The following is a 12,381-nucleotide window of genomic DNA, read 5'->3' as shown; positions in this document are numbered from 1 at the left end:
CGTCACTTCGTATCGATGTAGCGATGATCGTTGAACGTCGCCACCCAGCTCGGGTGGTAGACCATCAGAATGCTCATCAGCATGCCGGTGATGAATGCCTCGGAGGGCATCAGCAATGGCAGGAAGAGCGCGTATTCCCGCGCCAGATGGATCGCCTCGGGATCCGTGGCACCGAGCATCACCAGCCCCAGCCCGGCAAGCCCGGTGCCCAGGGTTGCCAGAGCGGCCCCGAAGAAACCGCACACGAACAGGAAGACCATCAGGTTATCCGGCAGGAAACGGTCGACTACGCGCCATATCAGTATCGTGACCACGGCCGGTACGATGCCGGTGATCAGCACGTTGACGCCCAGTAGCGGCCAAGCCGCGCTACCGAGCGCCACCAGGCAGAGATTGACGATGAGATTGGTCGCCAGCGCCAGCGGCGCCTTGAAGACCAGGGTCAACAGCGCCGTGAACATCAGGTGCAGGCTCAGCCAGTCCACCGCCTGGGCACGCAGCTGCCATAGCAGCAGAACGGCCACCGTCGCGGCGAGCCACCGGTGCTGCAGGCCGGTGTCGGCCAGCAACGCCCGCCACGGACGCTGGGCCATGGCCAGGCCCAGCATGCCGGCCGACGCCAGGCCGGCCAGGATGAGCAGCCAGGGCTCGAGCAGGTTCTCGGCGAACGTCACTCCCCTCCTCCAGCGGCGGTATCAGGCAAACACCACCGTCTTGTTGCCGTGAATCAGCACGCGATCTTCCAGGTGCCAGCGCAGTCCGCGCGCGAGCACGGCGCGTTCCACGTCGCGCCCGAAGCGCACCAGGTCGTCGGCCGTATGGCAATGACTGACGCGATGGATGTCCTGCTCGATGATGGGGCCGGCATCCAGCTCTTCGGTGACGTAGTGGCAGGTCGCACCAATCAGCTTGACGCCGCGGGCATGCGCCTGATGATAGGGTCGTGCCCCGGCGAACGAAGGCAGAAAACTGTGGTGAATGTTGATCACCCGGCCCGCATAGCGTTGGCACACCGCCGGCGGCAGAATCTGCATGTAGCGAGCGAGCACGACGGTGTCCGCCCCGAGTGCCTCGATGCGACGCTCGACCTCGGCAAAGGCGGATGCCCTGTCGTCGCTGGGCACGGGAACGTGATGATAGGGCAAGCCATGCCACTCCACGAGACTGCGCATGTCGTCGTGATTGGAGATCACCCCGACGATGTCGCCTTCGAGCTCCCCGGCCGTCCAGCGATACAGCAGGTCCACGAGACAGTGGCGTTCACGCGACGCCATCACCACCACACGTGGAGGATGTCGGGTATCGCGCAGCGCCCACTGCATGTCGAATTCTCGTGCCACCGGCTCGAAGGCATCACGCAACTCTTGGCCAGTCATGCCGATGGAATCGGCAAGGATCTCGTAACGCATGAAGAAGCGCCCGGTCTCCAGGTCCGAGTGCTGGCTCGCCTCGGTGATGGAGCCGCCGTGACCGGCGATGAAGCCGGAAACGCGCGCCACGATGCCGCGACGATCGGGACAGGAAACGACCAGGCGATAGTAATGGGACATGACGGCCTACGCTGCGCAGTTCGGGAAATCGGTCAGGCATTGTAGCGAAGTTGCCAGTGTCATGGCAGCGGCCGGCCCGAGGGAATCTCCGCCGAATGCGGCCTGGGAGAGCCGGCCGGATTGTGGAGGCTCCGGGCCATCCCGTATAGTGAAAGTCCCACGATTAGACCACTGACATGCCGATGCGACCACCCCGCGTGACGATCCGCCCCCGCCGCCGCCCACCGCTTCATTACCTGCCCCTGGGCGGCTGCGGAGAGATCGGCATGAACCTTGGGCTCTATGGCTTCGATGACACCTGGGTGGCCGTCGACTGCGGCATGATGCTGCGCCAGGATCTACCCGATACGCCACTGCAGGTGCCCAGCGTCGAGACGCTGGAGACGCTCGAAATCATCCCCGATGCCTTGCTCATCACCCACGGCCATGAGGACCACATCGGCGCGACCGCCTGGCTGTGGCCGCAATGGGGCTGCCCCATTCATGCCACGCCGCTGGCCGCCGGCCTGTTGCGCGCCAAGTTCATGGAACGCGGGCTGTCCACCGATGCCATCCAGGTGATCGACCCCGACGAGGCTCTGACGTGCGGGGCCTTCACGGTCCGATTCGTGCCGCTCACCCACTCCATCCCCGAGAGCTGTGCGTTGCTGATCGCCGCTGGAAATTACCGCGTACTGCATACCGGGGATTGGAAACTCGACCCCGAGCCGCTCATCGGCGCCCCGGTGAACGGGAGCCGACTAAGCGCCTTGGCACCCATCGATCTGGTGGTAGGCGACTCCACCAATGCTCCCATTCCTGGCCATTCGCGCAGCGAAGGCGACGTTGCCCGCGCCCTGGAGCGAACCCTCGCCGACTGCACCGGACGCGTCGTGGTGAGCTGCTTTGCCAGCAACCTGGCACGCTTGCTTGCCGTGGCCCGGGCAGCCGAGCACAGCGGCCGCCGAATCAGCCTGATGGGGCGAGCCATGGAACGCATGGTGAGCGTGGCACGGGGCCTCGGCTATCTCGACGACATGCCGCCGCTGGTGCCGGTTCGGGATCTCGGCTACCTCCCACCGCACGAGGTACTGGTGATCGCCACCGGCAGCCAGGGCGAGCCGCGCGCGGCCCTGAACCGGCTGGCCAGCGGCCGCCACGCCAGCTTGGAACTGCTGCCCAGCGATACCGTGATCTTTTCGGCCAAGGCGATCCCCGGCAACGAGCCGCTCATCGAGCGTCTCAAGCACCGTTTGCGCCAGCTCGGGGTGACCATCTGGGACGAATTCAATCACCCCGAGCTACATGCCTCAGGCCATCCCGCTCAAGATGAACTGCGCACGCTGTATGACTGGGTCAAACCGCGTTACCTGCTCCCGGTCCACGGCGAAGCTCGTCATCAACGGGCGCATTGCCGTCTCGCCGAAGAGCTGGGCATCCGCGCACCGCTCAGTCCGGTGAATGGCGACCTGATCCGCCTCGATGGCGATGGCTTGAGTCGGGTCTCACGCCACCCCCAACGCCCCTGCATCGTCAGCCAGGACAGCGTCGCTCTCCTCCCCGGGTTGGCCGCCGATCGCGGCTCTTCGCGCCACGGAACCCTCTATCTGGCGATCCCGGTCGCTGCCACCGGCACGGGCTGGACCCGCCTGGGCCGCCTGATGTTCGATGCCCACCACATGCGGCCTCTGGACGAAGACGACTTCAGCGACTGGCTGGACGAACGGCTCGAGGCACTGCCAGCCGAAACCCTCGCCGAATTGCGCCAGCAGCTACAGCCCCTCATCACCGCCTGGCTGAGCGAGCGTCTGCGTCAGCTTCCCGACGTTCACCTGCAACTGATGGCGATGGAATCCCCGGTTTTCGGCACGTCGTCCTGACCCTACGCAACGGGGGCCAATCTCCAGGATTGACCCCCGTTCATACTCGACCCACGCCGACAGTCTGGTATCAGCTGCCGTTGGCATTCTTGGGTGGCCGGCCACGGCGGCGGCGCGGCGGCTCTCCCACCAGATCCTCCACGGAGAGACCGGCATCCTGCATGGCCTCGCGAATCTCGGCCAGCTTCCTTTCCTTGTCCGCCTCTTCCTGCTCACGGCGTTTCTCTTCTTCCTTCTTCAGCTCGATGACCTCGCCAATCACGTCGGAGAGTTTGTGCAACTGCTCCATGCTCAATTGGCGAGCTGCCGCTCGGGCCACGTTCTTGTTGCGGGCGATACGCTCCAGAGTTTCGCTGGACATTGGTCTCCTCCATGCAGGAAACGACGAGAGAATCTGACGACTTTCTCACCAAAAGTATATGCGTTGGAACCACCTTGGCAAGAAAAAGCCAGCAAAAAAATACTGCACGTTTCTACTCTGTCAGCCAAAGGTGGGAAAAAACCTGAGAGTTCAACCTCCGGTCATGTTCATGAAGCGCACGACCTGAACGTCGCCGTCAGTGGTGAAATGGTGCCGCTCCGGCTTGAGCGGCATGGCTCTGACGATGGCTTCCTTGAGCGCATCCATATCTCCCGGATAGCGACGCAACACCGCCCGAAGGTCCACGGAGTGTTCATTGCCCAGGCACAGCAACAGCCGCCCTTCCACGGTAACGCGAACGCGGTTGCAGCTGGCACAGAAATTGTGGCTATGCGGGGAGATGAAACCGATCCGTGATGCACTGTCGGGCATGCGGAAATAGCGCGAAGGTCCCAGCGAACTTTCCGTCGTGGGCAGCAACGAATAGCGCCGTTCGATCATCGCCTGTACGTCATCGCTGGAGCAGAAGGTTTCGGCTCGGGAATGATCGGAGACGTCCCCCAGTGGCATCTCCTCGATGAAACTGATGTCCAGATCCTCGTCGCGTGCGAAATCGACCAGATCCAGCACCTCGTCATCATTGCGCCCCCTGAGGATGACGGCGTTGAGCTTTATTCGCTCGAAACCCGCATCGCGAGCCGCACGGATGCCCGCCAGTACGCGGCTGAGATCACCAGTGCGGGTCAGCCGACGAAAACGTTCCGGGTCGAGGGAGTCGAGGCTGATGTTGAGCCGTTGCAACCCTCCCTCTCGCAGGCTCACGGCCTGCTTTGCGAGCCCGGCGCCATTGGTGGTCATGGCAAAGTCCTTGAGCCCGGGAAGGGCGCCGATCTCCGTGACGAGCTTGCCGATGTTGCGTCGGACCAACGGCTCCCCGCCCGTGAGGCGAACCTTTTCCACCCCCAGCTCGACGAACGCACGCGCCACGGTGGCCAGTTCCTCGAGCGTGAGCACCTGGGCTCGCGGCAGGAAGGTCATCTCCTCGCTCATGCAGTAGACACAGCGAAAATCGCAGCGGTCCGTGACGGACAGTCGCACGTAACGGACGCGTCGTCCGAAGTCATCGATCAGCTCTGACTCCATGCTCACCTCTCCCAGCGACTGGCATCCCGTTGATCGGACTCGCGCTCGGCGACCCAATAATCGCCACTGGCGCTGTGCTCCTTTTTCCAGAATGGCGCGCGAGTCTTGAGATAGTCCATGATGAAATCGCAGGCCTCGAAGGCCTGGCGTCGGTGCTCACTGGCCACGACTACCAATACGATAGGATCACCGGGGGCCAGCCGTCCAACCCGATGGATCACGCTGACGCCTTGCAACGACCAACGCCGCTCGGCTTCGCTCACGATTTCGCCGAGAGCGGCTTCGGTCATTCCCGGATAGTGCTCAAGGGTGAGAGCGATCACCTCCGGTCGCTCGTTGAAGTCGCGGACCAATCCGGTGAAGCTCACCACGGCCCCGATGTCCGTTCGTCCCGCGAGCAATGCCCGCTGTTCCTCGCCGGCATCGAAGGACGCCTGCTGTACCCGGATCATGCTCAGCCTCCCGTGACCGGCGGGAAGAAGGCCACTTCATCGTCGTCGGTGATCGGCGTGGCGTCCACCGCCATGACTTGATTGACGGCGCACAGAACGCGACCTTCCGAAAGCCGAGAGAATCTCGGGTCGCGCTCGATCAGCGCGGCCTTGAGGCCGCCGACGTCAGCCGTGGGCAGATCGTCGAGGGCCACGCTGAGCTCGCTGACGCCAAGACTCTCGCGCAGTTCGGCCAGGCACTTGACGCGCACGCAGGGCGATTCCAGATCGCAGCGCAGGCCCACGGACACTTCGCCGGCCGCCCCCTCTCCGGTAACGATCGGCGCTTCGGGCGGCGCCACGGCTCCCCCCGCATCGCGGCGGTAGTCGCCGGAGCGGCCACCGCTCTTGGCCTCCAAGCGAATGGCACCGATCTCCATGTCCTTGTCCACCGCCTTGCACATGTCGTAGAGCGTCAGGCATGCCACGGAGACAGCGGTCAAGGCCTCCATCTCCACGCCGGTGCGTCCGTTGAGACGGCAAGTGGCGCTCACCTCGACCCGCGAATTCGCCTCGTCGAGGCGGAAATCGACGCTCACCTTGGAAAGCGGCAGCGCATGGCACAACGGAATCAGTTCGTGGGTGCGCTTGGCGGCCTGGATGCCGGCAATGCGAGCGGTGGCGAGCACGTCACCCTTGGGCAGACTCCCCTCGGCGAGCAGAGCCAGGGTCGCCGGCTGCATGGTGATCTGCCCCGAAGCGGTCGCTTCACGGCGACTCTCGGGCTTGTCGGCGACGTCCACCATATGGGCTTCGCCGCGTTGATTGAGATGGGTCAGGGTCATGTCGGCAACGCCTCAACAAAGGTCATCGGATAACGGTTGCACGGTGACGGGATCGCCGGCGGCGACCCCGGCTCGCTCGGGGTCGATCTCGATCAGGCAGTCCGCGGCCACCATGGAAGACAGAATGCCGGAGCCTTGCCGGCCGGTACTGCACACCCACAGCCGCCCTTCGGTATCGCTACGCAAGCGACCGCGCAGGAAATCCACGCGTCCTGCGCGGCTGGCCAGCGACTCTTCGGCCAGAGCCGTGAGGCGCCGCGGCTGCGGTTCGGTACTCCCCTGCAAACGCCACAGCAGCGGTGCCACGAACTGCAGGAAGGTGACCATGGCGGCGACCGGATTGCCCGGCAATCCGAAGAAAGGAGTGGCCAAGCTTCCCAGCCGTCCGCACGCCAGCGGCCGGCCGGGACGCATGGCGATCTTCCAGAAACCCAGCTCGCCGACTTCCTGCAGCGCTCCCCGCACCCGGTCCGCCTCGCCGACCGATACGCCACCGCTGGTGATCACCAGATCGGCCTGGTGGGCCGCCTCGGCCAAGGCCGCGACGATGCGCTGCCGATCGTCGGGGAGGATGCCCAGATCGAGAACCTCCGCACCCTGCTCGGTGACCAGGCCACGCAGCGAGAAGCGGTTGGCATCGAAGATGCCGGCCGGGGGTAGCTCTTCGCCGGGCGCCGTCACTTCGTCGCCGGTGGAGAAGATCGCTACGCGGGCACGCCGATGCACGCTGGCCCCGGCCACGCCCAACGAGGCCAGCAAGCCGAGCTCGGCGGCCCCGAGACGCGTTCCGGCAGTCAATGCCGTGGCGCCGCGGGCGATGTCTTCGCCGGCCATGCGAACGTTCTGGCCACGCCGCACGCACTCCGCGCGATGAATCCGAACGCCGCCGTCCCGCTCGTCGAGCTGTTCGCGCATGACAACGGTGTCTGCCCCGGCAGGCAGCGGCGCACCGGTAGTGATGCGCACGCACTCGCCAGCGGCCAGCGCCGCCTCGTGGCGGTGGCCAGCCAGTACTTCGCCGACCAGCGACCAACTGGCCGGTAGCGTCCCTCGCTCCGGCCAGGACAGGGCGATGCCGTCCATGGCCGCATTGGTATTCTGCGGCACGTCGATGGGCGATACCTGCGACTCAGCGAGCACGCGGCCATGGAGGGCCGCCAACGGCACCCACTCGGACGGCAGAGGTGCTGCGACCAAGCTTGCCGTCGCCGCTCGCGCCTCCGCAACGCTCAGCATGCGCTCGCCAAGGTCGAAACAGGACAGGCTCATGCCCCTGCCTCCACGACCCCGCGAGGGACCTGCTCGCTGGGCCAGCGGGTCGGCCAGGCAGCCACCCAGTCGGCGATCGCTTCGAGGTCGTCGAGATCCAGCGCCTCGACGCCCGCCGGCAACGACAGCGGCTCGGCGCTGGCCACGGCCCTGATCCAAGGGTCATCGTCCACGCGCAGCGGCTTGCCCAGCGCCTCGCGGTGCAGCGCCAGCTTGGGCAGCGGCCACGCCTTGAATCCCTCGACCAGCACCAGGTCCGGGTGCTGGGGGCGGATCATCTCGATCAATTGCGCCAGGTCGGCCTCGGTCTGGTCCGGCGTTTCCATCATCAGTGCCAGGCGCGCCCGCGAGGCGATCAGCATCGGCGAAGCACCGGCGCAGCGCAGGCGATGGCTATCCTTGCCCGGCTGATCGATGTCGAAAGCGTGATGGGCATGCTTGATCACCGCCGCCCGCAGGCCACGTTCGGTCAGCCGTGGCAACAGCTGCTCGAGCAGGGTCGTCTTGCCGGTGCCGCTCCAGGCAGCGATGCCGAGCAGCGGCAGGGCATCATCGAACGGTAGGGAAGCGTCGATCACGGCACTCATGGCAGTCGTCACTCCTCGCTCAGGCGCGCCTCGAGGCGCTGTTTCTCATCCCGGGTATTGAGATTGGCAAAGGTTTCCGGACAGTCGCTGAAATCCACCGAGCGCCAGGCATGGCGGGCATACCAGCGGTCGATCTTGCGCTCGCCATCGCTCAGGGCGGCGGCGAGGTCCTCGGCAAGCGACGTGCGTATCAATGCAACCACGGGATGCAGCCGCTCGCCGTCATGGGCCACGGCGATGTCGCCCCCGCCGACACCCGCCACCAGGCGTGGTACCAGATCGACCGGCAAGGCCGGGCTATCGCAGGGAACCACCAGCACCCAGGGAGTTCCAGCCACGCACAGGCCACTGTGAATGCCCATGAGGGGACCCTGGAAGTCGGGCTCGCGGTCGCTCACCACGCGTTCGGCCCATGCTGCGTACTCGGCAAGATGACGATTGGCGTTGATCCAAACCGCCGCCACTTCCCCCACCAAGCGTTCGCGAACATGGGCTACCAGCGGCCGTCCGGCAAAGGGCTCCAGCCCCTTGTCGCACCCGCCCATGCGGCGCCCCCGTCCTCCGGCGAGTATCAGGCCGGTCACCTCTTGTCGCGGATCCATCAATGCCCTCGCTCGCCCCTATGGCGTTGCAATCATGATGCCTGACGCAGCTTCGCCGTGCCATGCCTGCCACGACGCGCCATGACGACGATCATCGAACATGGAGACGAAGCACCGCTAAAGGGTATCATCCGTCAACCCAATCGAACGTTTGACGGCAGACCAAGCAATGGAAGGATTCAACGTGGGCAGCCGCCTGCGCGAACTGCGCCAGGCGCGCCGACTCTCACAGCGCGAGCTGGCCAAGCGCGCCGGCGTCACCAACAGCACCATATCGTTGATCGAGCAGAACAGCGTTAGCCCGTCGGTGAGCTCGCTCAAGAAGATCCTCGATGCCCTGCCGGTGTCGATCAGCACCTTCTTCGCCGGCGACGAACCCGCACCGCCGCACCACTTCTACAAGGCCAGCGAGTTGACCGAGATCGGTGACGGCCACCTTTCGTGGCGGCTCGTGGCGGCACGCCGCGCGGAACGCCGCATGTCGATCATCCACGAGCGCTATCCGCCGGGAGCCGACAGTGGCGAGGAGATGCTCGAACACGACGGCGAGGAAGGCGGGGTGGTGATCGCCGGACGGATCGAGCTCACCGTCGGGGATGAAGTCGAGGAACTCGGTCCCGGCGATGCCTACTACTTCGATTCACGGCTGCCCCACCGCTTCCGCAACCGGGGCAGCGAAGAGTGCGTGATCGTCAGTGCCAACTCACCGCCCTCATTCGCCGAGGGCGGTCACGAGCAGCACCACGTCTAGGCAGTCTCTTCCTCGGCTCCGGGCAGGGCCCAGTTGAGCACGATGCCGACTACGGCAGCGAGACTCACCCCCTGCAGGGTGAACTGGCCGCCACCGAACTGCATGCCGCCGATGCCGAACACCAGGATGAGCGACACCACCACCAGATTGCGCGGCGCAGTGAGCGATTGACCGGCTCGCACCAGGGTGTTCATGCCCACTACGGCAATCGACCCGAACAGCAGCGTCATGATGCCTCCCATGACCGGCCCGGGGATGGTCTGCAGCAGCGCGCCGAGCTTGGCAATGAAAGCCAGCGACACGGCCAGGCAGGCGGCCACGATCATGAAATGGGGGTTGAAGGCGCGGGTGAGGGTCACCGCTCCGGTGACTTCGGAGTAGGTGGTATTGGGGGGACCACCGAACAGCGCCGCCGCGGAAGTGGCCAGGCCGTCGCCGAGCAGGGTGCGATGCAGGCCGGGCTCACTCAGATAGTTCTTGCGGGTCACCGAGCCGATGGCAATCATGTCGCCGATGTGCTCCACGGCCGGCGCAATGGCGACCGGAATCATGAACAGGATCGCCGCCCAGTGAAAGCTCGGAGCGGTGAAGCTCGGCAGCGACACCCATGCCGAGTCGTGAACCGGGGTGAAATCGACCACGCCCATTAGCAGGGCCAGCACATAACCGGTGACGATCCCCCCCATGATGGGCACCAGGCGCAGCAGGCCGCGACCGAATACCGCGAGCAGCAGCGTCACCAGCAGGCTGGCCATTGAGAGCACGACCGCCCGCCCGTAACCGATGTGCTCGCTGGTCTCTCCGGTGGCCATGTCCACCGCCACAGGGGCGAGCGCCAAGCCGATCACCATGATCACCGGCCCCACTACCACCGGCGGCAGGAGCCGGTGAAGCCAGGCGGTCCCCTTCAGGCGCACGAACTGGGCAATCACCACGTAGACCAGCCCCGCGACCAGCAATCCGCCCAGGGTGGCGGAAACGCCGAAACTCGCCACCGACCCCTGAATGGGGGCGATGAACGCAAAGGAAGAGGCGAGAAAGACCGGCACGCTGGCGCGGGTCACGCCGTGAAAGATCAGGGTACCGATGCCGGCGGTGAACAGAGCCACGTTGGGATCCAGGCCGGTCAGCAGGGGCACCAGAACCAGGGCCCCGAAGGCCACGAACAGCATCTGGGCACCGGTCAGCAGCGTGCGTGGCAGGGAGTCGGCGGGTCGCTGAACGGCCGCGGAATCGGTCATGGCAGGGCTCCTGGATGTTTGGGCGGAAATCGCGCGGCATTCTAGCAGCCTCGCGCTCCCGGCACGACGCCGCCCCCATCGCCCTGCTCCACTCTTCGCTCACGCTGGTCCATCGACAGCGCTTCCAGGTACTCGGCAAGACGTTGCTCCGCCGTGTCCCCGAAAAGCACCTCGCAGGCCTCCCTCACGCCCGCGGATCGGCCGATCGACGTCTCGGGCACCACCAGCGAGATCTTCGAACGGCGCCGCAACAGATCCTCGAGACGCGTGACCATCTCGCGATCCCGAGCCTGCGTGAGTTCCACCCTCAGGTACTCGGTACCCTCGATCAGCACCTCGGCCTGGCGCTGGTCGCGGCGCACCGCCTCCAGCATATCGAAGGCCTGGTCGGCATAGCGACGCCACAGGCGTTGACTGATCGGTTCGGAGGCATGTGCCGCGGTCAGGTCGTCGAGTTGCATCCGCCGAGCCTCCTCCAGGAAGGCATCGCGTACCGAGCCATCCGGCTCTCCATACCAGCGCCGGTTCTCATCCGGCACGGCAATGCCGAGGCCCTTCACCGCCTCGACGATTTCCGCTCCAACGTTGAGACAGTCGGTGAGCTTGCCGCCGAAGATGCTGAGGTGTGCCCGCTCGGTGTCGAGGTCGATGACGTGCTTGCGTGACAGGTTGAGAAAATCTCGCTCCCCTCCGCCGGAGGGCTTGATTGCCAGCGGCCGCACTCCACAGCGGGTGGCGATGATGTCCGTCTCGTCGAGGGGCCGCTTCAGCGACAAGCGCTTGTTGATGTTGTCGAGCACGAAGGCCACATCCTCCGGGGTGACCGTCACCACCGGACTCTCGACCCGGGTATCGGTGGTGCCGATGCAGGTGCGCGGCCCCATGGGGATGACGAAGAACAGGCGGCCGTCATCGGCGAAGAAGGCCAGCACCCGACGCCCCTCGGTGAGCCGCGGCACGATCAGGTGGATTCCCTTGGAAAAGACATGATGGTGCTCGGTGCGCTGCCCGTCGCGGCGGTTGAGGTCGTCGACCCAGGGGCCCGCGGCGTTGATCATCGCCCGCGAGCGGATCTCGAAGGTGTCGCCGCCCAGCACATCGCGGACTCGAGCGATCCAGCCCCCCTCTTCACGACGTGAGGAAAGATACTCCACGTAGTTGGCGGCCACGCCACCGAAGTCCAGCGCTCGGCGGACGAAATTGAAAACGAAGCGGGCATCGTTGTCATGCAGGTAGGCGTCGGAGTATTCGAAGCCGCCAACCGCACACGAGGTGTCGATGATCGGTTCTCGCGCCTTGAGAGCTGGCGGCCGCATGTAGTGAGGGCGCTGCGTGAAGGCGTTGCCCATCAGCCAGTACAGCCAGGTGCCAGCCCAGGGCACTAGCGGATGGTGGCGAAACCCGCGGTGTATGGTGGTGAGAAAGCGGATCTCCTTCACCGAAGAGGGATAGCTCCTGATCAAGTGATTCCGGCTTCGGCAGAGCTTGCGCACCAAGGAGAACTCGCCGCTCTCCATGTACTTGATCCCGCCCCACACCAGGTTGGAGGAATGCATGCTGGTACTGCTGGCAAAGTCCCCCTTGTCGATCAGGGCGACGCTGACGCCCTTGCCGCTCAAGGCAGCGGCCGCCGCAGCCCCGTTGATGCCGCCACCGACAATCATCACGTCGAAGGTGCGCTCGCGCAGCTTGCGGAAATTGTTCTGGCGAAGTTGCATGTGTAGCCCTTCTCAGCAGCGAAA

At 65.2% G+C, this 12,381-nt stretch carries 13 protein-coding genes; 2 read left to right on the top strand and 11 right to left on the bottom strand.

Annotation, left to right across the window (positions count from 1 at the left end; all coding sequences use genetic code 11):
- Nucleotides 1-2 precede the first annotated feature (2 nt).
- Both BLP96_RS09395 and purU read right to left on the bottom strand, forming a co-directional pair.
- On the bottom strand, nucleotides 3-674 hold the full coding sequence (locus BLP96_RS09395) for an energy-coupling factor ABC transporter permease (protein WP_089685448.1): 672 nt from the start codon (nucleotides 672-674) through the stop codon (nucleotides 3-5).
- 21 nt (nucleotides 675-695) lie between these two features.
- A complete protein-coding gene (gene purU, locus BLP96_RS09390) occupies nucleotides 696-1,550 on the bottom strand; it encodes a formyltetrahydrofolate deformylase (protein ID WP_089685446.1) in 855 nt (284 codons plus the stop codon).
- Nucleotides 1,551-1,816: 266 nt separating this feature from the next.
- On the opposite strand from purU, the gene BLP96_RS09385 reads away from it, so the two are divergent.
- The gene (locus BLP96_RS09385) at nucleotides 1,817-3,409 is read left to right on the top strand and encodes a ribonuclease J (RefSeq protein WP_089685444.1); all 1,593 of its coding nucleotides are present in this window, start codon (nucleotides 1,817-1,819) and stop codon (nucleotides 3,407-3,409) included.
- 70 nt (nucleotides 3,410-3,479) lie between these two features.
- On the opposite strand, the gene BLP96_RS09380 is transcribed toward BLP96_RS09385, so the two are convergent.
- The 7 genes from BLP96_RS09380 to mobA all read right to left on the bottom strand — a co-directional run bounded on the left by BLP96_RS09380 (nucleotide 3,480) and on the right by mobA (nucleotide 8,647).
- Nucleotides 3,480-3,770, bottom strand: a complete 291-nt coding sequence (locus tag BLP96_RS09380) for an H-NS family histone-like protein (RefSeq protein ID WP_089685442.1) — start codon at nucleotides 3,768-3,770, stop codon at nucleotides 3,480-3,482.
- Nucleotides 3,771-3,920: 150 nt separating this feature from the next.
- On the bottom strand, nucleotides 3,921-4,913 hold the full coding sequence (moaA, locus tag BLP96_RS09375) for a GTP 3',8-cyclase MoaA (protein WP_089685440.1): 993 nt from the start codon (nucleotides 4,911-4,913) through the stop codon (nucleotides 3,921-3,923).
- A 2-nt stretch (nucleotides 4,914-4,915) separates the two neighbouring features.
- A complete protein-coding gene (gene moaE / locus BLP96_RS09370) occupies nucleotides 4,916-5,365 on the bottom strand; it encodes a molybdopterin synthase catalytic subunit MoaE (protein ID WP_089685438.1) in 450 nt (149 codons plus the stop codon).
- Between the two features lie 2 nt (nucleotides 5,366-5,367).
- A complete protein-coding gene (moaC, locus tag BLP96_RS09365; protein WP_089685435.1) occupies nucleotides 5,368-6,189 on the bottom strand; it encodes a cyclic pyranopterin monophosphate synthase MoaC in 822 nt (273 codons plus the stop codon).
- A 12-nt stretch (nucleotides 6,190-6,201) separates the two neighbouring features.
- On the bottom strand, nucleotides 6,202-7,458 hold the full coding sequence (gene moeA / locus BLP96_RS09360; protein ID WP_089685433.1) for a molybdopterin molybdotransferase MoeA: 1,257 nt from the start codon (nucleotides 7,456-7,458) through the stop codon (nucleotides 6,202-6,204).
- The gene (gene mobB / locus BLP96_RS09355; protein WP_089685431.1) at nucleotides 7,455-8,045 is read right to left on the bottom strand and encodes a molybdopterin-guanine dinucleotide biosynthesis protein B; all 591 of its coding nucleotides are present in this window, start codon (nucleotides 8,043-8,045) and stop codon (nucleotides 7,455-7,457) included. The genes moeA and mobB overlap by 4 nt, the downstream gene beginning before the upstream one ends.
- A gap of 8 nt (nucleotides 8,046-8,053) precedes the next feature.
- Complete coding sequence (mobA, locus tag BLP96_RS09350) at nucleotides 8,054-8,647, bottom strand: molybdenum cofactor guanylyltransferase MobA (protein ID WP_089685429.1); 594 nt, start codon at nucleotides 8,645-8,647, stop codon at nucleotides 8,054-8,056.
- A 169-nt stretch (nucleotides 8,648-8,816) separates the two neighbouring features.
- Here mobA and BLP96_RS09345 point away from each other — a divergent pair, with 169 nt between their 5' ends.
- Nucleotides 8,817-9,398: a cupin domain-containing protein gene (locus BLP96_RS09345; RefSeq protein ID WP_089685427.1), complete on the top strand. Its 582-nt coding sequence runs from the start codon at nucleotides 8,817-8,819 to the stop codon at nucleotides 9,396-9,398.
- Here BLP96_RS09345 and BLP96_RS09340 read toward each other — a convergent pair.
- Together BLP96_RS09340 and BLP96_RS09335 are read right to left on the bottom strand one after the other, a co-directional pair.
- Nucleotides 9,395-10,639, bottom strand: a complete 1,245-nt coding sequence (locus BLP96_RS09340) for a uracil-xanthine permease family protein (protein ID WP_089685425.1) — start codon at nucleotides 10,637-10,639, stop codon at nucleotides 9,395-9,397. The genes BLP96_RS09345 and BLP96_RS09340 overlap by 4 nt on opposite strands.
- A gap of 41 nt (nucleotides 10,640-10,680) precedes the next feature.
- Nucleotides 10,681-12,357 (bottom strand): glycerol-3-phosphate dehydrogenase/oxidase, encoded by a 1,677-nt coding sequence (locus BLP96_RS09335; protein ID WP_089685423.1) that lies wholly within the window; start codon nucleotides 12,355-12,357, stop codon nucleotides 10,681-10,683.
- Between the last annotated feature and the right edge of the window lie 24 nt (nucleotides 12,358-12,381).

Origin of the sequence: Billgrantia gudaonensis, assembly GCF_900100195.1 — a bacterium.
In the GTDB taxonomy this organism is placed as follows: domain Bacteria; phylum Pseudomonadota; class Gammaproteobacteria; order Pseudomonadales; family Halomonadaceae; genus Halomonas; species Halomonas gudaonensis.
The sequence above is the reverse complement of the archived record's forward strand: the minus strand, read 5'-3'. Positions and strand labels throughout refer to the sequence as shown.